19 protein-coding genes and 2 tRNA genes are annotated in these 22,672 nt (G+C 50.3%); 13 read left to right on the top strand and 8 right to left on the bottom strand.

The window, feature by feature from the left end:
- The first annotated feature begins 59 nt into the window (after positions 1-59).
- Both ACYVC2_RS27635 and ACYVC2_RS27630 read left to right on the top strand, forming a co-directional pair.
- A tRNA-Met gene (locus ACYVC2_RS27635) sits at positions 60-132 on the top strand.
- Between the two features lie 257 nt (positions 133-389).
- On the top strand, positions 390-707 hold the full coding sequence (locus ACYVC2_RS27630) for a hypothetical protein (RefSeq protein WP_461108046.1): 318 nt from the start codon (positions 390-392) through the stop codon (positions 705-707).
- A 744-nt stretch (positions 708-1,451) separates the two neighbouring features.
- Here the strand turns inward: ACYVC2_RS27630 and ACYVC2_RS27625 are convergent.
- Both ACYVC2_RS27625 and ACYVC2_RS27620 read right to left on the bottom strand, forming a co-directional pair.
- Positions 1,452-1,523 (bottom strand) — tRNA-Arg (locus ACYVC2_RS27625).
- Between the two features lie 194 nt (positions 1,524-1,717).
- Positions 1,718-2,158 carry a hypothetical protein gene (locus tag ACYVC2_RS27620; RefSeq protein WP_461108044.1) on the bottom strand — a complete coding sequence of 147 codons (441 nt, stop codon included), beginning with the start codon at positions 2,156-2,158 and terminating at the stop codon, positions 1,718-1,720.
- A 414-nt stretch (positions 2,159-2,572) separates the two neighbouring features.
- Here ACYVC2_RS27620 and ACYVC2_RS27615 point away from each other — a divergent pair, with 414 nt between their 5' ends.
- The 5 genes from ACYVC2_RS27615 to ACYVC2_RS27595 all read left to right on the top strand — a co-directional run bounded on the left by ACYVC2_RS27615 (position 2,573) and on the right by ACYVC2_RS27595 (position 6,933).
- On the top strand, positions 2,573-3,004 hold the full coding sequence (locus ACYVC2_RS27615) for an RNA polymerase sigma factor (protein WP_461108042.1): 432 nt from the start codon (positions 2,573-2,575) through the stop codon (positions 3,002-3,004).
- Positions 3,005-3,285: 281 nt separating this feature from the next.
- Positions 3,286-4,083 (top strand): hypothetical protein, encoded by a 798-nt coding sequence (locus ACYVC2_RS27610; protein ID WP_461108040.1) that lies wholly within the window; start codon positions 3,286-3,288, stop codon positions 4,081-4,083.
- Positions 4,080-5,345, top strand: coding sequence for a glycerophosphodiester phosphodiesterase (locus ACYVC2_RS27605; protein ID WP_461108038.1), 1,266 nt, complete (start codon positions 4,080-4,082; stop codon positions 5,343-5,345). The genes ACYVC2_RS27610 and ACYVC2_RS27605 overlap by 4 nt, the downstream gene beginning before the upstream one ends.
- 4 nt (positions 5,346-5,349) lie before the next feature.
- A complete protein-coding gene (locus ACYVC2_RS27600) occupies positions 5,350-6,003 on the top strand; it encodes a hypothetical protein (protein ID WP_461108036.1) in 654 nt (217 codons plus the stop codon).
- A 48-nt stretch (positions 6,004-6,051) separates the two neighbouring features.
- Positions 6,052-6,933, top strand: coding sequence for a metallophosphoesterase family protein (locus tag ACYVC2_RS27595; RefSeq protein ID WP_461108034.1), 882 nt, complete (start codon positions 6,052-6,054; stop codon positions 6,931-6,933).
- Positions 6,934-6,938: 5 nt separating this feature from the next.
- Here the strand turns inward: ACYVC2_RS27595 and ACYVC2_RS27590 are convergent, their stop codons facing one another.
- The gene (locus ACYVC2_RS27590; RefSeq protein ID WP_461108032.1) at positions 6,939-7,703 is read right to left on the bottom strand and encodes a hypothetical protein; all 765 of its coding nucleotides are present in this window, start codon (positions 7,701-7,703) and stop codon (positions 6,939-6,941) included.
- Positions 7,704-7,814: 111 nt separating this feature from the next.
- On the opposite strand from ACYVC2_RS27590, the gene ACYVC2_RS27585 reads away from it, so the two are divergent.
- On the top strand, positions 7,815-9,443 hold the full coding sequence (locus tag ACYVC2_RS27585; RefSeq protein WP_461108030.1) for an amidohydrolase family protein: 1,629 nt from the start codon (positions 7,815-7,817) through the stop codon (positions 9,441-9,443).
- A gap of 183 nt (positions 9,444-9,626) precedes the next feature.
- Here ACYVC2_RS27585 and ACYVC2_RS27580 read toward each other — a convergent pair whose 3' ends face one another.
- Together ACYVC2_RS27580 and ACYVC2_RS27575 are read right to left on the bottom strand one after the other, a co-directional pair.
- Positions 9,627-11,219, bottom strand: coding sequence for a M28 family peptidase (locus tag ACYVC2_RS27580; protein WP_461108028.1), 1,593 nt, complete (start codon positions 11,217-11,219; stop codon positions 9,627-9,629).
- Positions 11,220-11,313: 94 nt separating this feature from the next.
- A complete protein-coding gene (locus ACYVC2_RS27575; protein WP_461108026.1) occupies positions 11,314-12,339 on the bottom strand; it encodes a lysylphosphatidylglycerol synthase transmembrane domain-containing protein in 1,026 nt (341 codons plus the stop codon).
- A 121-nt stretch (positions 12,340-12,460) separates the two neighbouring features.
- Between ACYVC2_RS27575 and ACYVC2_RS27570 the strand changes: the two genes are divergently transcribed.
- The 4 genes from ACYVC2_RS27570 to ACYVC2_RS27555 are packed head-to-tail and all read left to right on the top strand — an operon-like array spanning position 12,461 to position 16,735.
- Positions 12,461-14,548, top strand: a complete 2,088-nt coding sequence (locus tag ACYVC2_RS27570) for a DUF7657 domain-containing protein (protein WP_461108024.1) — start codon at positions 12,461-12,463, stop codon at positions 14,546-14,548.
- On the top strand, positions 14,541-15,224 hold the full coding sequence (locus ACYVC2_RS27565; protein WP_461108023.1) for a glycosyltransferase family 2 protein: 684 nt from the start codon (positions 14,541-14,543) through the stop codon (positions 15,222-15,224). Before ACYVC2_RS27570 ends, ACYVC2_RS27565 begins: the two co-directional genes overlap by 8 nt.
- The gene (locus ACYVC2_RS27560; protein WP_461108020.1) at positions 15,221-15,565 is read left to right on the top strand and encodes a DUF2304 family protein; all 345 of its coding nucleotides are present in this window, start codon (positions 15,221-15,223) and stop codon (positions 15,563-15,565) included. The genes ACYVC2_RS27565 and ACYVC2_RS27560 overlap by 4 nt, the downstream gene beginning before the upstream one ends.
- Before the next feature lie 3 nt (positions 15,566-15,568).
- Positions 15,569-16,735, top strand: a complete 1,167-nt coding sequence (locus ACYVC2_RS27555) for a glycosyltransferase family 4 protein (RefSeq protein WP_461108018.1) — start codon at positions 15,569-15,571, stop codon at positions 16,733-16,735.
- On the opposite strand, the gene ACYVC2_RS27550 is transcribed toward ACYVC2_RS27555, so the two are convergent.
- The 3 genes from ACYVC2_RS27550 to ACYVC2_RS27540 all read right to left on the bottom strand — a co-directional run bounded on the left by ACYVC2_RS27550 (position 16,732) and on the right by ACYVC2_RS27540 (position 19,445).
- Complete coding sequence (locus ACYVC2_RS27550; RefSeq protein ID WP_461108016.1) at positions 16,732-17,565, bottom strand: FkbM family methyltransferase; 834 nt, start codon at positions 17,563-17,565, stop codon at positions 16,732-16,734. The genes ACYVC2_RS27555 and ACYVC2_RS27550 overlap by 4 nt on opposite strands.
- A gap of 113 nt (positions 17,566-17,678) precedes the next feature.
- The gene (locus ACYVC2_RS27545) at positions 17,679-18,509 is read right to left on the bottom strand and encodes a glycosyltransferase family 2 protein (RefSeq protein ID WP_461108014.1); all 831 of its coding nucleotides are present in this window, start codon (positions 18,507-18,509) and stop codon (positions 17,679-17,681) included.
- 39 nt (positions 18,510-18,548) lie between these two features.
- Positions 18,549-19,445 (bottom strand): alpha-1,2-fucosyltransferase, encoded by an 897-nt coding sequence (locus ACYVC2_RS27540; RefSeq protein ID WP_461108012.1) that lies wholly within the window; start codon positions 19,443-19,445, stop codon positions 18,549-18,551.
- Positions 19,446-19,694: 249 nt separating this feature from the next.
- Here ACYVC2_RS27540 and gcvP point away from each other — a divergent pair, with 249 nt between their 5' ends.
- The gene (gene gcvP, locus ACYVC2_RS27535; RefSeq protein ID WP_461108010.1) at positions 19,695-22,595 is read left to right on the top strand and encodes an aminomethyl-transferring glycine dehydrogenase; all 2,901 of its coding nucleotides are present in this window, start codon (positions 19,695-19,697) and stop codon (positions 22,593-22,595) included.
- Positions 22,596-22,672 lie beyond the last annotated feature (77 nt).

The following is a 22,672-nucleotide window of genomic DNA, read 5'->3' as shown; positions in this document are numbered from 1 at the left end:
CTTTTTTTAGTCAGGGATTGCAGTTTCAAAAATTTGTCTTACCTTTGCAGTCCAAACATCGCGGGATGGAGCAGTTGGTAGCTCGTTGGGCTCATAACCCAAAGGTCGCTGGTTCGAGTCCAGCTCCCGCTACTAGACCAAGAGCCTGATAGTCTGAATATACAGATTGTCAGGCTCTTTTCTTTTTTGCTTCGGCTATTATTTCTATAGTTCCTGCTCTTATTGTTGAGGCTGCTCCTAAAAAGATATAGTCGACTAGCTTTGTTACTGCTTCTATTTAGCTACCACTATAGACGATTCACATTTTTGTGTTAGCTAGGCGATATAATATAAAAATTATATATATTGCAACTGAAACATATACTGCTCTGATTCAGTAAGCAACTACTATGCAATTTTATCTTCGGTTTCAGCTTTATAATGACCCATCCCGGCAAACTTATACCCAGTTAAATCCCGATACGCCCATCGATCAGCCAGTTGAGGCCAGGTACGGTCAAGGAGTACGGGTCGGCGATGAGGCCAATGATGCCAATACCTGGCCAAGGTATCGAGTGGCACATATTCTGCGGGTACAGCAGATAGTCGATCCGGTTGATCCGCTTAAAGAAGCATTATTGTTCGAGGTTTTTTTGGCAAAACAAGCGGAATGGCATCTGTATGATACGCCATACGAAGTAGAAATGGCATTAGCATTTGAAAATTAAACAGGCTAAATAAAAGCCCCGCCAAGTATAGCGGGGCTTCTTTATAACCAATTGACAAATAAACTAAGTTAATCTGAAAACCGAATCGACCACTGAATGTGCAGATTGACGGCCAGAATCCTTTAGAAAGAATCCAGACCTTTGGGAATCGTAATGTCAATTTTGCATCGTTCGAAATGGTCTTTCGCCCGTTTCAGGCTTAGAAAGAGTTCGCCTTCCGACTTATTCAGTCCGTTAAAAAGGGTGTAGACGTGCTTTACTCGACCTTTCTCTTTTTTACTGGCGATTGATTTAATCCTATCCTTTGCTAACGTCTGGTCAGGCGTAGTATAATAGACCACATCACCGACAAACAATTCAAACATATAGGGCAGAAAATCAGGGGTTAAACAGAGCTGACTTTCTATAACAAAAACAATACGAAGTAGGCATTAATTCGGCAATGGATGTTTTATTATGAAGTTTTTAGGAATTTGAATTACCACTTTAGTAGTGATAAATGAATAGACTCCAGGCCATGAATGCGATGGGTTTAGCCACGGACATCCTGCTAAGGCTGAGAATACTTGCAGCTACAGTGGCTGGCATGTAGCAGCGGGTAACCCGAAAGCGTACTTCGGCGGGATTAGAGATCTACTGAGCCGTTCCTATGCGGAATCTATTAGGAAATGAGAGCCGTGGAATTGGACTAGGAAACGAAAAAAGCCCTTTGTAATGCGTATGAGGTCTTTTTATTAAGTTTCGTGGCTTTATAGGGACTCGAACCCCAACCAACAGTTCCGAAGACTGTGATGCTATCCATTACACCATAAAGCCATTATAACAGGACCGAAGGATACTCTTCTAGTAGCTTTCCGATAACTTCGGCGCTAACTGCTTCGTTCGCGCTGCCAGTGTCCTTCCAGAAAGCACCTATCAATCGGGCTGTTTGTGCGGGCAAAAGTAAAAAATTGGATTGATACTGTCGATACTCTCCGGCGTATTTCCGGTTAATTCTTATACGTCAGAATTTACTCGCTTACCATTGTATAGTCTACCGACGAGCCAGAAATCATCTCTTTTAAGCGTAGAGCAAATTGGTTCATCACCTCAAAGTTCGTCTTGCCTACCGGATCACTCTGGCTACTGTAAACGACCGGTAACGGATAAAGGCCGGCTGTAGCGCCTAAAGCCGCACTTTCACCCCGAAACAGAACAGTACCCTGCCTAACTGTAGCAACTAACCGAAGAGCCCGGTCATTTCCAGCAGGTTTATAATGCGTAACGAAAGCTGTAACCCTGTGATCCTGTTGATCGAGATTCCAGGCCTGTTGCCGCAGCAGATCGACTAACTTCTGGCAAACTACTGAGTTAGCAAGTGGCGTTCTGACAGTAATAGCGTTGGTTTGATTTGGAATAGACTGAGCAAGACAAATGTTGCCGAAACAAAGAAGAAATAAAGTTAATTTCATAGACTATTTATTTCATCAAAGTTAACTATAAATAATTTATTAACTAATTGTACAAAAATAACCATATTGTGCCACTAATTTGATTTTAGTTAAATAGTAGATTACAAAAGCCCACTAATAAGCTGTGTTTTAGGTTGATATAGACTAGTGATCATCAGTTGATAAACGATAGAAATGATCTACCGTTTAGTAGATTTAGTATATAATTGCTAACCGATGGAATCTTTGTTGCTACAATAGACGTAGATACATTTAATTGCTACCATCCCACTAACTTGTTATTTAGTCTTTTTTATGAATCGTACACTGACTGATGAAGAGGTAATACGTCAATACTTACATCAGGAGCCTAACGGCTGCTTTGAAACGCTGTACAATCGATACGTCGACAAAGTATACCGGCAATGTCTTTCTATGACTCAGGACTCCGAGAAAGCCCAGGATTTTACCCACGATATTTTTATCAAGGTTTTCAATAAACTAGATGCTTTTCAACAGCGATCCAGCTTTTCAACCTGGATTTATTCGATTGCTTATAACTACTGCTCCGATCAACTTCGAATTTCGAAACGTATGAATACCACCTTGCTCGATGATGATCTGGAAGAGCATCTGCCAGACTCAAGGGAAGGAATCATTCATGAAGAAGCGATGCAGATGGTTCGCCAGGCCCTGGAAAGTTTGTCGACGCAGGAGCGCATGCTACTCAAGCTCAAGTATGAAGAGGGGGCAACCATTGAAGAAATCTCCCGTCAGTATAATCTGAGCGCCAGTGCGGTTAAGATGCGGCTTAAACGCAGTCGCACTAAAATTGAGCAGTTTTATGCTCGGGTGCAGTTGAACTAAGGCGATCAGGGTAGACAGGCAGAATAACCAGTTCTTCCGACTCAACGGCATTGTACCGGCCTTTTTACACTTTAATGACGGTTAAACGGCGGGCTCGACCAGCAAGATGAGCTTACGCGATTCGTTGAGTAGGCTGGTTTGTTAAAGGCATAGGGTTGCCCTTCGAAATGGAGTGACGTATACGGGCTGCGAATCCATAGCCGACGCTAGTGACGAATCAGAACATAACCTATCCCAAGTCGGTTTATGTCATTTCAGGTGTGTTCCCTGATTCGCATGTAATGTATCTCCGATCTTTATGTAATCAATTGTACGTGTGGTTGATCTGTCTGTTGCTGGTAAGCTTCTCGGTCCAGGCACAGCAACAGCGACCGCGTACCAGACAACGGCGTGTGTTTGCGCCTGAGCACCCGCGCTACGTGCCGCCCCCCGATGTACATCAGCCGGAAATCTATTTCCCCCAGGCACCGCGGCCCGGGCAAGTGCGCAGATCGCTTGGATTGGTCTTTACTACCACCCCCCCCGAGTTGACCGAGGAAATTCGTGTGAGCGTTCCGGCCATTGATTTTCATATTCAGCGTGGGCTGACCAAAAAGCTGTATGCAGTCGGTCGGATACAGACGCAGATCGTGCAGAGCAATGTGATGCTGGGATTGCACTGGGCCACCGGCCTTACCGATCGGTTGTTTATATCGCCGGGGTTCGAAGCAACGGGCTGGTTTGGTGCTTTGCAAATCAAAGACGTATTCAATAGCCAGGCCTATGGTATACAAACCTATCCTAACCTATCGGTAGGATACCGGCTGACGAGAGACGTACAGCTCACCGTCCGGGGCGAAGCGATCATGGATTTATATTACAAATCTAAAGTGGGTAATCTGGCGGTCGAGTACAACCGAAGGCAGATAAATGGTTTTGCCATTGGGTTTGTCCTCGAGCAACCTTTTTACAACAAACAGCATGTTCTGATCGGTTTCCGGGCGGCTTATTCCAATTTCAACTGGCAGCTCTGGTCCCTGTACGACACCTTCGATCGGAATCTTTTGTACCCTCAACTTATCTTTGGTTTTATCCTGTGAAATCGGTTAATTATTTGATATTCGGCTTGTTACTAATCCTGACGGGCAGTTGCCGGAAAGATTATGAAGCCCCTGTGCCGTACTCCTTTACCAACACCCCCGGCTCCGGACGCTTCGTTCCTTCGGTTCGGCAGGCCATGGAAGGCGTATATACCGTTACAGACGGAGCCAATCAATTTGGAAGTCAGGTGGCTCTCAAGTGGACATACCTGCTCAATGGCGCCGATACGACGCACTACCTGTCCATCTTTACCGGAGCCGATGCCGGCTATTTTAACCTGGAAGGCGACGCTAAAGCCGACAGCCTGGTATTGAATGGCTATTGGCGAAAATTAGTCAATACCGCAACGGGTCTGGTTCGACTGACGGTTCGGGTAAAACATGCTGGCAGACTACAGGCCCTGGACAGTGCCGTGGTTTCGACCGATACCGTAGTCATTGATGGTTTATACGGAGAAGAAAAAGCAGCCCCAGCCCAAAAGCTGACGCTTACCTATAACCGACCCCTGAACAAAAAACCCTTCGCGATCATGGCCCACAGAAGCGGAGGACGAACATCGGATTTGCTGCCCGCTTCTGAAAACTCGGTAGAGATTATCAAGCTGGCTTCACGACTGGGGGCGACGGGTATTGAGATCGACGTTCGCTACACAAAAGACGGGGTTCCGATTCTGTACCATGACAATACCCTGAACCTACGGCTTATTCAGAAAAGTGGCCTGACAGGCCCTATAGAAGCTTACACATACCAGCAACTGAACACGCTGGTCCGGCTGGTGAATGGCGAAAAAATCCCCACGCTGGAGGAGGCACTGGAGACCGTGGTCAATAATACGTCCCTTAGTTTTGTCTGGCTCGATACAAAATATATCGGGCCAATGGACAAAGTACAGGCCATTCAGCAGAAATTCCGACAGAAAGCCATTCTGGCCCGGCGCGATCTGCGCATTTTCATCGGGTTGCCCAGCACCGATGCCGTTGCTTCGTACGAAGCGTTGCCGAACAAGGAAAATACCCCCATTTTATGCGAACTGGATACCGCCCTTACCCGGAGTTTAGGGGCTCGTATCTGGGCCCCCCGCTGGACGCTCGGTCCGCAAACGCAGGAAGTGCTGGCGATGAAAGCACAGGGGCTTACGGTATTCGTCTGGACGCTCGATGAACCCAAGTTCATTCAGGAATTTATAAGTCAGAACAATTTCGATGGGATTCTGTCTAATTATTCGCCAGTTGTTGCCTATTACCACTACACGGAACAGTAATCGTATGGCTATTCGTTTACCTAAACTCGCCTGGGTCATGTACCTGTTTGGCATGAGCGGGCTTGCCAGCGCACAGTCGAGATTGGATCAGCCGACCGATTCGACCTACAAGCGTGGGCCTTATAATCTGGTATTGACGGTTGGCGGGGGACTGTCGTATTACTCGACCCATCTGGGAGTGCCAGACGCACTGGAACAGACTCACGTCAACCGATTTGGCGCTCCTGCGATGCTTCGGGCCATGTGGTACCCAGACCATCGGTTACGAATCGGGCTGGAAACGGGCTGGACAACCATGTATAGCTACAAGGGTCAGGTAGCGGGCGAACCAGCACACATGTATGTATCACTAGTGCCGGTATTGCTGCTGTTTTCAATGCCGTTAGCCTGGCTGAGTGGTACCGAGCGAAGTATTGCCCGACGGCTATCGGCGACTGCCGGGACAGGAATTTATTTTAACCGCTCGCGACTGAACTACGCAGGCCTTGTCAGGGCAACTACCAACAGTTTAGGCTGGATGGCGGCTCTGTCGTACACCCATCCCGTCAGTCGTCGGTTGCGCATAGCGGGTGAATTGAAGTGGTATGATGCCGTCGCTGCAGAAAATGCGGCTTTTACGGCAGAAGCTCAAGTAATTTGGCGTCCTTTTTCCTGGTAGGGTATGTTATTGGATAAAGACTCAGCGTTAATTTGATAGGATTACGGTATGGAACAAGAGAATGATAAGCGGGCGATCCTGTTTTTGAGTGATACGCAGGCGCCGATGTGGGTAGAAAAACTGGTGTTGCGGACGCATCAGAATACCAAGGCCACGCAAGCCATATTCGACGAGATTATACGACTTCGGCCGGCCGTGCTGTATTGGCTGGGCGACATCGTTTCGCTAGGGTATCGAACCCGAAAATGGCGAATTATCGACCAGTTTCTCCTGAAATGCACCGAGGTCCGGACGGCGGTGTATGCCATCATGGGTAACCACGACGTAATGGGTCGGCCGCGGAAAGGTGCCCGCAATTTTCAGCAACGGTTTCCGGAGCACAGTCCTACGGGCTACGTCAAAACGACCGACGCTATAGCCGTTGTAATGCTCAATTCCAACTTTAGTACGCTTTCGATCGAGAACCTGGTCAAGCAGCAAACCTGGTACGAACAGACCCTGGCCGATCTGGATGCCGACCCTGAAATAAAGGTGGTAATCGTTACCTGTCACCACGCGCCCTACTCAAACAGCAAACTGGTCGGTTCGTCTAAACTAGTGCAGCAGCGGTTTGTGCCGCCTTACATTAAATCACAAAAAGCGCGTCTGTTCATTACGGGCCATTCGCATGCCTTCGAACGGTTCGAATTTGAAGGCAAGACGTTTCTGGTCATCGGGGGTGGGGGCGGACTGCGCCAACCCCTGAACACAACCCCCAGTCGGCTTCCTGATAGGGCTACCGAATATAAACCCATGTTTCATTACCTGGCTGTGCGTCGTGAGGGCGAAGGACTGTCGTTAACCTCGTATTGCCTCAAGAAGGATTTCTCGGGTTTCTCAGAGGGCTATCATTTCGACATTCCGGCGGCTGCGGATGTACCCGTGTCCTGATGATGTCAGTTTTCGTCCACGTTGCCTGCGCCCAGCTCGGAGAATAGCTTTTGCCAGTATTCCGTTACGCTTGGATTATTCTCCTTAACCGAAGCGTTCGGTTCGAAAGGCAGAATCATCGTGATCTCCGGGCTTCCGATGGTATACCGTTTAAGTTGGCTGGCGTCGGCTTTAGCCCACTCGTCAGCCTGTGCGTTGTCTTTAGGAGCGTGAGTCTGGAAATCCCGCCGGGTTGCGCCTTTCACACTTTCGATCATGTCGCTCAGGTAATACACTTTTACTGTAGCGCCGGTCTCATTCGCTTTTTCGATTACGGGCAAACTAGCCCATATGTCGGTTTCCTGGTTTGATTTACCTTCATTTTGCGCCATCAACTGCTGCAGAACCCGTTGCCGAATCTGCGCTTTCTCGCGGGTCAGCGTCAGATTGAACTCTGTTTCGGCGGCTTCCTGGTCGGTTGGACTAGCCGCCGAGACGTCTTCCATTTCTGTACGGGCCGTTACGTTCAGAGCACGGGCTTTTGAGGTATTCTCATGAATAAAATACACATCGAGCCGATCGCCTTTCTGCCGGATGTTCTGCTCGATAATATCGGTGATCGCCTGTTGGTACTTCTGGGCAACAAACGCTTTATTGATGTTGACACTACGGGTTTTATCCAGGAAAATCAGGGTGTAAATCGGCTCGTCGGTGTTGGATTTGGGTTTATCACTGCTGCCTGTGCAGGCAAAGAGTAGAAAGAAAGGCAGGAGCAAACTGTATTTTATCATGATTATGAGCTGCTAACGCTATAATACCCAAACTAATAGGGCGGTGGCATGTTGCAAAAATCCGGCAGTTTCGCTTATCTTACAACTGTTTACTCTGCCAACTTCATCCTCATGAGACGATTTTATACCCGATTTTCCCTCTTTTTTCAGGCTACATTTTTTCTTTCTTTCTCTTTACTGGCTCAGGTTGAAAAATCGCCACCGCGCCACGAAGGCGAGGGGCCATTTGGCAAACTGATCATCCGGGGCGTTACACTAATCAACAGCACGGGAGCGCCACCGGTTGGCCCGATAGATATTGTGGTCGAAAAAAACCGGATCGTACAAATTCGGCAGGTAGGCTACCCGGGAGTTCCGATTGATGCGAAAAGTCGCCCAAAAGCCAGTCCCGGCGATAAAGAGCTGAATTGCGAAGGAATGTACCTGCTGCCGGGTTTCGTAGATATGCACGGCCACATCGGCGGGCAGGCACAGGGTGCTAATGCTGAGTACGTGTTCAAACTCTGGCTGGGTCATGGTATCACCACCATTCGCGATCCATCCTGCGGAAATGGCCTCGACTGGGTGTTGGAACACCGTGCCAAAAGCGAACGTAACGAAATTACGGCTCCCCGTATCAAAGCGTATACCGTATTTGGCCAGGGCGCAAAAGAGCCGATCAGTACGCCAGAAATGGCGCGGGCCTGGGTGCAGCAGAACGCCAAACGCGGTGCCGATGGTATCAAGTTCTTTGGCGCTGAGCCAAATATTTTTCGGGCGGCACTGGAAGAAAACAAGAAACTGGGGCTGCGGTCGGCCTGCCATCATGCGCAGTTGGAAGTGGCCCGGATGAACGCGCTGGCGACGGCCAAGGCGGGACTAACCTCACTGGAACACTGGTATGGTCTGCCCGAAGCGTTGTTCGATGACAAAACCGTGCAGAACTATCCGGCAACCTATAATTATAGCAACGAGCAAAATCGCTTTGAAGAAGCCGGCAATCTCTGGCAACAGGCAGCTAAGCCCGGCTCAGAACGCTGGAACAAAGTCATGGACGAGCTGATTTCACTCGATTTCACCCTCGATCCGACGTTCAATATCTACGAAGCCAACCGCGAACTGATGCTGGCCCGTCGTGCTGAATGGCACGACGATTACACCATGCCGAGTCTGTGGCGCTTCTACGGCCCGAGCCGGATTTCGCACGGGTCGTACTGGCATTCGTGGGGAACAGAGCAGGAAGTAGCCTGGAAGAAAAATTATCAGCTCTGGATGGAGTTTATCAATGAATACAAAAACCGGGGTGGGCGCGTTACGGCGGGTTCCGACTCCGGGTTTATTTATCAACTTTACGGCTTCGCCTACATCCGCGAACTCGAACTGCTGCGCGAAGCGGGTTTTCATCCGCTCGAAGTCATTCGGGCGGCTACCTTAAAAGGGGCCGAAGCTCTCGGCATGAGCGATCAGATCGGTTCGGTCGAAGTTGGAAAACTGGCCGACTTTGTCATTGTCGATCAGAACCCGCTGGCCAATCTGAAAGTCTTGTACGGTACGGGAGCGATTCATCTGAACGAGAAGAACGAGGTAGAGCGTGTCGGCGGGGTTACCTACACGGTGAAAGATGGCGTGGTGTATGACGCTAAAAAACTTCTGGCCGATGTTCGGAAAATGGTAGAGGACGCCAAGCAGAAAGAAAACTTCGAACTGACTCAGCCGGGCGTAGCCCCAAAGCCAGGAAAGGTTTCGGGCGGAAAGAATTGATTGTTCCGGTGAATTTAAACAGGAAATAAGCTTAGTACGACCACGCCGGATCGAATGGTTACGATAAGCAGAGTTCTCCACCCATGTTTGACCTCAGCGGAGTCATACCAGGATGGTGGAAACGATAACCGTAACGAGTAAGGAGCATTGACGAATGCTCCTTACTCGTTACGGTTATCGATATTATTGCTTATGGCTGTCTACCACTAAGCGCTGGTCGCGGTTGGCAATATCCCAGGCAGTATAGAATACCAGCCGGGCCGATTTCTCGGCTAGCTTGAAATCGATTTTTTCGATATCATCCGTGGGCTGGTGATAATCCGGATGTAATCCGTTGAAATAGAAGATGATGGGGATGTTGTGTTTGGCGAAATTGTAGTGGTCCGAACGGTAATAAATGCGCTCAGGATCCTGCGGATCATTGTATTTATAATCCAGCTCCATCTTCGTGTATTTCTGATTGGCGCCTTCGCTGATTTTGTGCAATTCCGACGAAAGTTTGTCGGAGCCAATCACGTAGATGTAATTGTCGGATTTGTCTTTGTGCAGGTTGTCGACCCGGCCAACCATATCGATATTGAGGTCGCCAACGGTTTTGTCCAGCGGAATAACCGGGCTCATGTCTGCGTAATATTGCGAACCTAACAGACCCTTTTCTTCACCCGATACGGTTAGGAACAAAATCGACCGACGAGGTCCTTTTCCTGCCGCTTTGGCCTGCGAGAAAGCCTGGGCAATTTCGAGGACGGATACCGTACCGGACCCATCGTCATTTGCGCCATTGTTGATCTGGCCGTCGGGTTTGATACCAATATGGTCGTAATGCGCCGAGACAACCAGCACTTCGTCTTTTTTGTCGGTTCCTTCCAGAAAACCCAGAACATTGGACGACTCTGTCTTTTGATCGACCCGGTCGGCTTTCACGCTCACTTTTCCGGTTAGCGCCGACGATGTGGGTTTTTCTGCCTGGGCAAGGGCCGTTGTCGTCTGGTTGAGGGTTTCCGGCGAGGTGTTGAGCATGGCAGCCGCCGTTTCCGCAGTAATCAGGAACGTACCCATCGGACCAACGTTTTCGGAACCTGGCTTCAGACTTAGCCGGTTGAAGCGTGCCTGCATAGCCCCCCGTTGCGAAAGCACCTGTTTGAACGCTTCAGCCGAACTGGCCGAAATGATAAATAACTGGGCCGCTCCTTTCTCCTTCGCCAGCAAACTTTTGGCCCGCCAGCCATTGGGTCCACCCCATTTAGACGCTTCGTCGGTGCCGCTGATGCGCTTTTTGCCGTCTGCCGTCTGCGGTTCTCCTTCCAGAATTACAACGGCTTTACCCGTTACGTCGTGACCTGCATAATCATCGTAACTGGGTTCACCAATACCATACCCCAGAAACATAGTTTCGTAGCTGGTTTCGGTTGGCAGGTAAAGCAGACCGTTGGTTACGAAATCTTTTAGATATTCCAGTCGTTTGCCCCCTACAGTTACGTAAAAATCGCCCCAGTTTTTCTGGTACAACGTAAAGCGTTGCTGATAGTCGAGCTTACCGTCTTCATTTTTGACAATCGGTTTCAGACCGAAGCTGGCGAACTGATTGGCAATATACTCGGCGGCTTTGCGCTGACCGCGGGTTCCGGTTTCGCGGCCCTCCATATCGTCGGCAGCTATGACCCGGAGCTGTTTTTCAAGATCCGTTGCGGTAATGGTATTCGCGAATTTTTCCTGTGCGAAACCCAGTAAAGGCAGACCGAGCAATCCGGCCAGCAGAAATGGCTTACAAGTCATTAAGTTTGGTTGATTAAGTACCTTCGGTTAAAAACCGGTTGAAAATAGCACATTAGTGCTAAATAAAACGCTGAACCCCGGCGGTTTAGCATGTCTATTTCACCGCACTCGTATCTGGTTCTGGTCGTCTGGCCGAAACCAACAGGGGGAGTACTAAAAAGCTGGCACTACTCAGCAACAGATTCATGGCAAAGGTAACCGCGTGCAGAAAAGTCGCGATAATGACGCTTTCGGTTTCGGTCAAACCATACAGTATCAGTACCCGGCTTACCAGGAAATGATAGGTGCCTAATCCGCCTTGGGTCGGAACGGCCAGGCCGCCTAAGGAACTGACCGTCAGGATCGTCAGGGCTGCCGTTGGTGGCAAATCGACGGTTTGCACCGACGCGAAGAACAAAACGTAGGTCGTTAGAAAAGCCAGCACATTGCTGAGCAGGGTTAGGGCTATGAATAGCCCCGGCCGCTTCAGTTGCCGGATGCCCATAAAGCCTCGCCCGATATTCTGACCGATAGCCAAAATGCGCAGCACAAACGGGTGGCTTCCTAAAGAACTACGCCGAAAAAGCCAGTAAAGCATACCGAGAAACAGCACCCCAGTAAGAAGTACAGCGAGACCAAGAAGGCCTGTATTTCCAGCGGTTGTGAAAGGCTCCAATATGGGGGCCAATAACTGAAGAAAGTAATTACCTACGCGGTTGAATTCAAGCAGGAACGTCAGGCCAACCAACGCACCCAGCATGAGCAGATCGATGACGCGCTCGGCCACTACGGATCCGATCCCCTGCGCTATCGGCACCCCGTCGGTGCGCTGAAGGGTGCCGCAACGGGTCAGCTCGCCCGCACCAGGAATAATCATGCTTGCCAGCGTACCCGCCAGCAACGCAACCGTTGTATGAAACAGCGACGGATTGTAGCCCAGGGCCTGGAGCGTAAGCTGCCAGCGGGCCGACCGACTTACGTGATATAGCCCCAGAACTACTCCCATGACGGCCAGCCAACCATAATTCGCCTGACTGAACTGGGTTGCCAGTGCCGAAAATGGAACATCTTTGAGGACGTACCACAGCAAGCCAATGGCCAGCAAGATCGGCAGCGCCTGCCGCATCCTCGTCTTATTCATGCGGGCAAATTAGCTATTTTTAGAAACACAATAATCGGATTTTGGCGGACTGCTACGGTATTAGTAAGTTTGACTACATATTACTTAGGAGCTGATACGAAAGCTTTCCGTAGCCTAACCGATGTCGAAGAAAAAGAAAAGTGTACCTGCTGTTACCTCCTCCCGTCCGGTCGTAAAGTCTGATACACTGCAACCTACGCCAACAGCGCCCGTAAACCGGGTCGATATTACGAAAGCTGTTGATATCACCGAAGCCGATCGACCTTTTGAGCTGATTCGCTTCGACAAACGGGTGAAATGGTTTTTGGGAATCAGCCTGGGGCTGTTTTTAATCCTGACACTGGCCAAAATCAATTATTCGTCCGTTGCGATCTGGAACCAGATATTACCCGATGGCTCCGACCTAAAACGAGGGCTACTGGCCGGAAAGCCCCGGCAGATTCGTATGGATGACTGGGCGGGGGCTACACCCATGCAGTTGTCGCAGGTCAACAACGGATTTCCGCTGCAGAACCAGGCGCTGGGTGGTGAAAAGCCCCCACTGGTGACCAGCGTGCCGACCCATCACTTCATCACGATAATCAGGCCCGAAAACTGGGGATATCATCTGTTCGATGTCGAGCGGGGATTTGCCTGGCGCTGGAATTTTTTCATTTTCGCGGGGCTGATTACCTGGTTTCTCACTTTTCTGGTACTGACGCGAAATCAGTTCTGGTTGTCGGTAGCGGGCGCTATCTGGCTCGTGCTGTCGCCGGGCGTGGTCTGGTGGTCGTTTGTCAATTTAGGCTGGATGTACAGCGGCTTGCTGCTGCTGGTTAGTTCGCTGTACATTTTTTATGCCCGTTCCATAAAAACGATGGCCATCAACGGAGCGCTTTTCGCCTGGTCTTTGCTGTCGTTCGCCTTGTTTTTGTACCCGCCCTACCAAATCCCGTTCGGTTACCTGCTGATTATTTTGCTCATTGGATTCGTCTGGCGGTATTATCAGCCGGGGCTGATTCTGGAAAATCGCTGGCTAAAATTGATAACGTTCGGGGCAGCACTGGCGGCTGCCGGGTTGTTCCTGTACGTTTATTACAATGAGGCTAAACCCACGATCGACATCCTGGCGAACACGGCGTACCCCGGTCGACGCAGCGAAACGGGCGGTACGGGTTTTGTAGCCAACTGGTTTTCAGAATACTTCTCGGGCTGGCTGCTCGATGATAGTCACTTTCCGGCTATCTGGATGAATATCTGTGAGTTATCGCATTTTATCACGTTTACACCCATTATTGCCGTCTGCGCCCTCGTTTATTTTTATCAGGAAAAGAAAATAGATCCGATGATGATTTTGCTGCTCGGGTATATCCTGGTGCTGTATATCTGGATTGAAATTGGTTTTCCTGAACCCATTGCTAAAGCGACGCTGCTTAGTATGAGCCCCACCCGACGGACGCAGGTGCCGTTTGGAATTACGAATGTCGTGCTGGCTGTCGTTTACCTAGCGTATATCCGGCAACGGGACATTAAAGTACCCGGCACCGTCAATATCGCGTTGATCATTGCCGCCATTACCTTCATGGTGTATGCCGCCTGGCTGAACGTAGTGGATTCCGGTGGTTATTTTAAATCGCATCAGCTTTTTCTGCCGACGCTGTTTTTTATAGTCCTTAACATACTGCTGTTGCCGGGTATTCGTCTGAAAGGAAAAGAGATCATTGTTGCGCTGGCAGTTGTTTTTTTCAGCCTGCCCAGCCTGAAAGTAAATCCGTTTGCCATTGGACTTTCTCCGATTACGGAGCATGTGCTCTATCAGAAAGTAAACGAGATCCGGAAGCAGGACCCGACGGCCCGCTGGGTAGTTTTCGGTAGTCAGTACATTACGTACATGGTGACGGCTACGGGCGCGAATCAGCTTAGCGGTATGAAGTACATGCCCGATTTTAAAACCATGCGTGTGCTCGATCCGCAGGCCAGGCGAGACAGCGTTTATAACCGATTTGCCCACGTTGTGTATGCGCCTTACATCAATGGGCGTGATACGGTTGTTATGTTCAACCCATATCAGGATGCCTATACGGTTGCTATGGACCCCTGCTCACCCAAACTGAAACAGTTGAATGCGAAATACTTCGTGTTCGATCATGTACCCCAGCCGGGTGAGATTCGCTGCATGACGCAAATCACCAAGCTGGGGTCTCTTGAGATTTACAAACGCAATGACTAAGCGGGTATTCATCCTGATTCCCTCTTATAACGAAGCAGCCGTTATTCGGACCACGATCGAGTCGGTAAAAGGACCTTACGAGATCGTGCTGATCGACGATGCCTCCACGGATAATACCCACCAGGTTGTTGCCAACTTACCTATTTACTATCTCCGGCATTCGGTCAACCTGGGGCAAGGAGCGGCTTTGCAGACCGGAATGACCTTTGCCTGCCAGCAGGGGGCGGAGGTCGTCGTACATTTCGATGCCGACGGGCAGCATAACCCCGATGACATTCCCCGGTTTATTGCCGAACTGGAGCGTCGGAATCTGGATGTGCTGCTCGGATCGCGGTTCTTAAAAAAAGAAGACCGACAGTCGGTGCCTTTCTTCAAGCAGATTGTTCTTAAAATCGCGACGTTCGTCAACGGTATTGTTACGGGATTATGGCTGACGGATGCCCACAACGGGTTTCGGGTGATGAACCGGCGCAGTATAGAACTTATTCAGCTCAAAGAGAATCGCATGGCCCACGCTACGGAAATACTGTCTCAGATTCACCGGCATGGCCTGAAGGTCGGTGAATTGAGCACCCATATTACGTATTCCAGCTACAGTAAGGCCAAGGGGCAGTCCTGGATGAATTCGTTCAATATTCTATTCGATCTGTTTGTTAACCGCTACTTACGCTCATGAAGGTCATAGCTGTACTCACGCCCATACAGCTACTGCTGATTGCGCTGCTGGGCTTGCTGTTTATTGTCGCCCTGCGTGTATTCAGAAACCGCCTTTACCTACGGGTTCTGTTTATGCTTGGGCTTGTAGCGGCCATTGTCTTCATTGTTTATCCTACCCTGACGGTTTATCTGGCTTTGCTGGTCGGCGTTGGCCGCGGTGTCGATCTGATTTTTTACCTGTTATTTCTGGTTATCGTTTTTGCTCTCGTATCGATGTATCGCCGAATACTTCGTCTGGACGAAACGATTACGAACATGATCCGGAAGGAAGCCTTGCGCGACGGGCAGAAGCTGAACTAGCTCATGAAAATCCTGATTGCCACCTTTACGTTTCCGCCCGAAGAAAATGGGGTCTCCTTCGTCGCTTATCAGCATGCGCTAGGACTGCATCAGGCTGGTAATACGGTCGAGATTGCAACGGGTAAACTGGCGAATCGGGCGCCCGACCAGTGGCCCATGTTTACGATTCACGAATTTGCCATTTCCGGTAACGGAGTTTGGGTTCGGCCTTTTCGTGGGGAGATTGAAGCATATCAGCGCTTTCTGAGCGCTTTCGACGGGGATGTGATTTTTTTTCATGCCTGGGAGTCCTGGCCGCTCGAACTAGCCGTAGCCGTACTGTCTCAGATACGGGCCAGGACTGTAGTGGTCAGTCATGGCACCTCGTTCTCGTGGCGAATGTCTACGCTGGAAGGCTATTTGCGCTGGCTGATTTTTCGGCCCTACGCCTTTACTTTCAAAGCCAAACTCGCTCAGTTCGATCATCTGGTTTTTCTAACCCGAAAAGCCGATAAAATTCGCTTCTACGATACTTACCTGGCCCAGCAACTGGGCATTCAAACCTGCTCTGTCATTCCGAACGGACCGAGCCTGAACCCGGCTCAGACATTACCTCCGATAGGCTTTCGAGCTAAGTATGGTATTCATCAGCGTCGGATGATTCTGTGCGTCTCGAACTATTATTCTACAAAAGGGCAGCACGAACTGCTGGCGGCTTTTCAGGATACCCAGCCCACAGATACCGCTTTGGTTTTTATTGGCAGTTACCGTAGCGCCTATAGCCGGCAACTTGAAAAGCAGGCAGGCACTTTGCTGGCAAAAAGCGTATATCTCTTAACTGCTATCACCCGGGAAGACGTGGCAGCCGCCTACCGCGAAGCAACCCTATTCGCTACCGCTTCGCAGGTCGATGTTCAGCCGCTGATGTTAATCGATGCCATGGCGTTCGGTTTGCCGTTTCTGGCGCTGGATATAGCCGGTATCAGCGAATTCCCAGGTGGACTGACGTATCGTACCACAGCCGAACTTCGACAAAAATTAGTCGATTTGATAATGGACGACTCCAGGCGGAGTCAGTTGAGCCAGCAAGGTCTGGAAGCCGTAAAAATGACTTATAACTGGCCGACAATTATCGGCCAATATCAGCGCCTGATTCAGGCGCTGACCAGCCAGGCGGATGTAGCAACCTAGGCGATGGCTTTGTTGCGGCAGTAAAGCAGACCAATATCCTGTGTGGCCGATTTAACGACGGGCGTCGACGAGATCGCATAAATGCCAGACAACTTATTCATCAGCCGGCTGTATTTGGCTTTTTCTTCCGGGGTTTGGGCCGTCAGGTGATACTCGATGATCAGGCAGCGAATTTTGCCCAATGTTGCCACACTCATTTCATCAATAATACTAAATTCCGCTCCCTCGCAATCCAGCTTTACAAAGGTGGGAAACACAAACTCCGCATCATTTAGAATTTCATTGATACCCAGACAGTCGATCGTCTGTATTTGATACGACATATCCCGGCCTTTCAGCAGCGATGGATCGATGGTGTTGGAGTGTTCGGCCAAGTCAGGAACGAGCAGATCGACTGTAATGGGCGTACCGTTCACGCCTTTGTCGACTGGGGTAACATTCTTTCGATCATTAAGCTCGATGTTTTTTTTCAACAAATCGAAATTAGACTGACTAGGTTCGAAGGAATAAACATGACCCTTACTGGCGCGGCTGGATGCGTAAATTGCAAAGTCGCCAATAAAAGCGCCGACATCGTACACGATATCGTCGGGTCGAATTTCGATTCTGTCGGACGCTTTTTCGTAGACGTTGAAGCCCAGTACTTCGGTGAGCATGGCAATGTCGAACTTGCCCGCTCTGGCCAGAAACTTTTCGCCTGATCTGAATTCGTAAACGACCAGCTTATTCTTCACCAAACGGAAATAGTCGGCATAAGCAGCCCAGAAATTCCGATACACGAACGGTACTTTGAAAAACACAATTACCCGGTCCAGAAATGCTTTCAACATATTAATTGCCAGTGAGGGATTGATTGGCCATTGATATCGCAGATTGCAATCTGCGATACCTGACTACAAAGTTCATCATTCTATGCCAATTCTTTTACCGCGTCGCCCGCATCTCAAAGATTATAGCGCGAACGAAGTCTAACTAGTTTATTTAACCAGGTTTCTGGAAGGTTCTCGATCAGCAGGGTAATAATTGACAGGGACGACCGATGTAGCCAGGGCGGGTGGTAATCGAAATCGTGCACGAAACTTTGTTTGATCTCCATATTGATCCTCCACTGCCGCTTGATTACGGAAAAAGTCGTGTTATCGTCATGAATGCGATACCTAACCAGGTACTCTGGCAAGTTCGCCATCTTCAACCCTTGCTGAAGGTGAACAAAATGGCTGTAATAATCATTTAAGGCCTTAAATCGGAGCTGATAAAATTCATCGGTCAGAACACCGTTGCGGAACATGATCGACGGGTGACCGATGCAGTTTCGGTAATAAAATTCGCGTAGAATCGCATCCGGCTCGATTGGGTACTGGCGCTTGCCCACGACCTTTCCCGTATCGTCGATGATGGTCAGCCAACTGCCCACCAGGAAAATGTCAGGATTCGTTTCCAGAAAATGAAACTGCTTTTCCAGCCGCTGTGGATGAGCCACATCATCGGCATCCAGTTTGGCAATGTACCGGCCACGCGCCAACCGATAAGCCGCATTAGACGCTTTCTCGCCCCCAAATCCCTGCGCCACGGGGTTCGTTGCCACCTGAACTCGCCGATCCTGATCCGCGTACTGCGCGATAATGGCAGCTGAAGAGTCGGTTGAGCCATCGTTGACCAGAATCAATTCGAAGTCAGTAAAGGTCTGAGTCAGGATACTTTCGATTGCTTCGGCCAGAAACCGTTCCCCGTTATATACTGGCATTACGACCGAAATAGTGGGCGAGACAGACATCAGTTTAAGCAGAACAGATGGGAAATATGCTTTTCATACTTATAAGCGAATCCAGGAGTCCGGGATCAGATCATCGATGGAACGCCCGTCGCTAAACCATTGGTCAGGCGTAATCACGAGTTTGTCGGAGCTTTGCTGCGAGAGCCAGGCCGCCCACCAGCTAAACGTGCTATTGGCCGTAATAAAATGCTTACAATGTGCCATCAATCGAAAATGAAGCGTCCCGTGGTGGCCTGCCAACTCATCGGGTACAAACACCACCGGATACGGAAGCGACAAGTTAGCCTGGCACCAGGCGAGATCATCGGAAAAGACAAAAAAAATTGGGTGATCGATCCGTTGGGCTATAACCCGTACAGCCCGGTCGATGTACTCTTCGCTGGCAACCTGATGCAGCGGGATGTGCAAAAAGTCGGACCGGCGAATGTGCAGGCAAACCGATTCGGAGTTGCTGATTTGTTGAGCAACGATTGACGCCGATTCGGGTAGTGGCAGCCTAAAGGTAAGCTCGGTCCGGAGGGTAGGAGCGATGGTCTCAAAATAACGATACGATTGCCAATAACCGTTCAGATAGATCCGATTCGCCTGTTTCTGCAGTACGGATGGATTGTAGGCAAATTTTCGCTCGTACACGTAGCTATAGCCTCGCATGAGCAACCGGGTTATCTGCACGATATGCGACCAGGGCGAACGAATAGAGGCTGATGAATCAAACAAAGGAAGATCAGTGGCGCTGGCTATACGACCGGCGATCGGAAAATAAGCCAAATCGAACGAGCGGAACGTAAAATCAGCTACCGGAACGCGATTCTCCAGAACGGAGCTGTCGAACAGTAGGTCAGCTTCCAGCCGCATCGCTAAGTGTCTGCCCAGCGCATACTGGAACAACTGATTTCCAAGCCCACCTTTTAACTGAACCACAACCTGTTTATTCATAAGCGTTTCCAGGAAAGACACCCGGTTTGGTTCGATGGCTGGAGCCTGTTTTTTGCTTTGTTCTGAGCCTCGCCAAAGTAGTTATACAACTGATTTTTTCTTGAATACCCCAGGAAATTGATTTAATCAACGAAACCGTGTAACAAAAACCGAAAATTGCACAGGACCACTTACTTCCGGTCATTGAGCAACGCTCATTTTAATGTAAATTTGAATCCTCATTGACATGACAACATGGGCGAATCCAGAATGAAACTAAATCTTCAGCAGACTGATATATTCGAAGACCGGCATCAGGGCCAGACCAAAGCGGCTGAGGCCGACATGCTCAAAACCGTTGGCGTAAAATCAATCGATGAACTTATAAAACAGACCATTCCGGATGCAATCCGGCTGGCCAAACCGCTGAATCTGCCGGAGCCAAAGTCTGAAATGCAGTTTCTGGCCGATTTCAAAAAATTAGCCGCACAAAATAAAGTATTTAAATCCTATATCGGTACCGGTTATTACGATACGCTCACGCCGAACGTAATCCTTCGAAATATTCTCGAAAACCCGGGTTGGTATACAGCTTATACACCGTATCAGGCCGAGATTGCTCAGGGTCGGCTCGAAGCGCTGCTCAACTTCCAGACCGTTGTGTCGGACCTGACGGGTATGGACCTGGCGAACGCATCGCTGCTGGACGAAGGTACGGCGGCCGCCGAAGCCATGGCCATGCTGCACGCTACCCGACCGGCCGCTAAGAAAAATGCGCATACGTTTTTCGTATCGGAGCGTTGCCATCCGCAAACCATCGACGTTGTACTGACGCGGGCCACGCCACTGAACATATCCGTACAGATTGGCGATCACCGCTCGGTCGACCTGACCAATGGCGAAATCTTCGGGCTGCTGTTACAGTATCCCGCTTCCGACGGCGAGGTCTTCGATTATACGGACATCATCGCTGCGGCTCATGAACTGAATATTACCACGGCCGTAGCCGCCGACCTACTGGCCCTGACCATGCTCACCCCTCCGGGCGAAATGGGGGCCGACGTCGTGGTGGGTTCATCGCAGCGGTTTGGCGTCCCGATGGGATACGGTGGCCCGCATGCGGCTTTCTTTGCCACCCGCGATGCCTTTAAGCGGCAGATTCCGGGGCGGATTATCGGCGTATCCGTAGATGCTGAAGGTAAGCCGGCTTTGCGGATGGCGCTGCAAACGCGCGAACAACACATTCGTCGGGAAAAAGCAACATCGAATATTTGTACCGCTCAGGTTTTGCTGGCCGTTATGGCCGGAAGTTACGCGGTTTACCACGGACCAAAGCGGCTCCGGGCCATTGCCGATCAGGTACATACCCTGACCAAAGCGTTCGCGACGGCCCTGCGCTGGAGTGCGCACGAGGTTAGTACCCAACAGTATTTCGATACCGTAACCGTTCGGGTCGACGATGTCGAATCATTGCGGAAATCGGCGCGGGCGGCTCAGATCAACCTACGGTATCTGCCCGATGGCGAACATGTGAGTGTTTCCTTCGACGAAGCCAAAACCTACCATGATCTGACCGAACTGCTGACAGTCTTCGGCGTAAAAACGGATATGGAAGCGATTCTGGAAAGTCTCGAACTGACCTGGCCCGAACAACTGGTTCGCCAGTCGGATTATCTGACACATCCCGTGTTCAATACGCACCATACCGAGCACGAGATGCTGCGTTATCTGAAGTCGCTGGAGGAAAAAGACCTGTCGCTGGTGCATTCGATGATCTCGCTGGGGAGCTGCACCATGAAACTGAACGCGACGGCCGAAATGATTCCGGTAACCTGGCCCGAATTTGGCAAGCTACATCCCTTTGCTCCAAAAGATCAGACCTTAGGCTACCAACAATTATTTTCGGATCTGAACAACTGGCTTTGTGAAATCACCGGCTTTGCGGCCATGTCTCTGCAACCGAACTCGGGGGCACAGGGTGAGTACGCGGGTCTGATGGTGATTCGGGCCTATCACGAAAGCCGCGACGACCATCACCGGAACATCGCTCTGATTCCACAATCGGCGCACGGCACGAACCCAGCCAGCGCGGTTATGGCCGGCATGAAGGTAGTCATCGTAAAATGCGATGAGCGGGGCAATATCGATGTGGCTGATCTTAAGGCAAAAGCTGAACAGTACAGCAATGACCTGTCTTGCCTGATGGTAACCTACCCGTCGACACACGGAGTTTTTGAAGAAAGCATTACGGAAATCTGTACCCTCATTCATCAGCACGGTGGCCAGGTGTACATGGATGGGGCTAACATGAATGCGCAGGTCGGCCTGACCTCACCGGCAACGATAGGGGCAGACGTGTGTCACCTGAATCTGCATAAAACCTTCTGTATTCCTCACGGCGGTGGCGGGCCGGGCATGGGGCCGATCGGCGTTGCCAAGCAGCTGGTACCGTTCTTGCCGGGTCATTCTCTGGTTCAGCTCGGCGGAGGGCAGGCCATTCACGCGGTTTCGGCAGCTCCCTATGGATCGGCCAGCATTCTGACCATTTCCTACGCTTATATCGCCATGATGGGTGGTGCGGGTTTGACCAACGCTACCAAACGCGCTATCCTAAACGCGAATTACATCAAAGCGCGGCTGGAAGGTCATTATGAAACCCTGTACGCGGGCGCTAACGGCCGGTGTGCGCACGAGATGATCATCGAATGCCGTCCGTTCAAAGCGGCTGGTGTTGAGGTCGAAGATATTGCCAAGCGCCTGATGGATTACGGCTTCCATGCACCGACGGTTTCGTTTCCAGTGGCTGGCACGCTGATGATCGAACCAACCGAGTCGGAATCCAAAGCCGAACTGGATCGCTTCTGCGAGGCCATGATTGCCATTCGTAATGAGATTCGTGAAATTGAAGCAGGGGAAGCCGACCGGGCCGACAACGTGCTGAAGCACGCACCCCATACGGCTACCGTAGTACTGAGTGATACCTGGACCCGGTCGTACAGCCGCGAAAAAGCGGTTTACCCACTGCCCCAGGTACGCGCGCGTAAATTCTGGCCCAGCGTCAGCCGGATCGATTCGGCCTATGGCGATCGAAATCTGGTATGCGCCTGCGTACCGACGGAAGCGTACGGGGAAGAGGTAGCCGAAGAAGCGGGTATGGCTCAGCAAGCGTAAGATCGACAACTATAATGCGGGTGGAAACCCGCGATTGGTAGTATCTTATTAGGAGAGCTACCAATCGCGGGTTTCCA

This window comes from Spirosoma koreense, from assembly GCF_054777875.1.
The sequence above is the reverse complement of the archived record's forward strand: the minus strand, read 5'-3'. Positions and strand labels throughout refer to the sequence as shown.

Coding starts and splice junctions, on each gene's coding strand:
- ACYVC2_RS27630 (WP_461108046.1), top strand. CDS start 390: ATGCAATTTTATCTTCGGTTTCAGCTTTATAATGACCCATCCCGGCAA.
- ACYVC2_RS27620 (WP_461108044.1), bottom strand. CDS start 2,158: ATGAAATTAACTTTATTTCTTCTTTGTTTCGGCAACATTTGTCTTGCT.
- ACYVC2_RS27615 (WP_461108042.1), top strand. CDS start 2,573: ATGACTCAGGACTCCGAGAAAGCCCAGGATTTTACCCACGATATTTTT.
- ACYVC2_RS27610 (WP_461108040.1), top strand. CDS start 3,286: ATGTATCTCCGATCTTTATGTAATCAATTGTACGTGTGGTTGATCTGT.
- ACYVC2_RS27600 (WP_461108036.1), top strand. CDS start 5,350: ATGGCTATTCGTTTACCTAAACTCGCCTGGGTCATGTACCTGTTTGGC.
- ACYVC2_RS27595 (WP_461108034.1), top strand. CDS start 6,052: ATGGAACAAGAGAATGATAAGCGGGCGATCCTGTTTTTGAGTGATACG.
- ACYVC2_RS27590 (WP_461108032.1), bottom strand. CDS start 7,703: ATGATAAAATACAGTTTGCTCCTGCCTTTCTTTCTACTCTTTGCCTGC.
- ACYVC2_RS27585 (WP_461108030.1), top strand. CDS start 7,815: ATGAGACGATTTTATACCCGATTTTCCCTCTTTTTTCAGGCTACATTT.
- ACYVC2_RS27580 (WP_461108028.1), bottom strand. CDS start 11,219: ATGACTTGTAAGCCATTTCTGCTGGCCGGATTGCTCGGTCTGCCTTTA.
- ACYVC2_RS27575 (WP_461108026.1), bottom strand. CDS start 12,339: ATGAATAAGACGAGGATGCGGCAGGCGCTGCCGATCTTGCTGGCCATT.
- ACYVC2_RS27570 (WP_461108024.1), top strand. CDS start 12,461: ATGTCGAAGAAAAAGAAAAGTGTACCTGCTGTTACCTCCTCCCGTCCG.
- ACYVC2_RS27565 (WP_461108023.1), top strand. CDS start 14,541: ATGACTAAGCGGGTATTCATCCTGATTCCCTCTTATAACGAAGCAGCC.
- ACYVC2_RS27560 (WP_461108020.1), top strand. CDS start 15,221: ATGAAGGTCATAGCTGTACTCACGCCCATACAGCTACTGCTGATTGCG.
- ACYVC2_RS27555 (WP_461108018.1), top strand. CDS start 15,569: ATGAAAATCCTGATTGCCACCTTTACGTTTCCGCCCGAAGAAAATGGG.
- ACYVC2_RS27550 (WP_461108016.1), bottom strand. CDS start 17,565: ATGTTGAAAGCATTTCTGGACCGGGTAATTGTGTTTTTCAAAGTACCG.
- ACYVC2_RS27545 (WP_461108014.1), bottom strand. CDS start 18,509: ATGTCTGTCTCGCCCACTATTTCGGTCGTAATGCCAGTATATAACGGG.
- ACYVC2_RS27540 (WP_461108012.1), bottom strand. CDS start 19,445: ATGAATAAACAGGTTGTGGTTCAGTTAAAAGGTGGGCTTGGAAATCAG.
- gcvP (WP_461108010.1), top strand. CDS start 19,695: ATGAAACTAAATCTTCAGCAGACTGATATATTCGAAGACCGGCATCAG.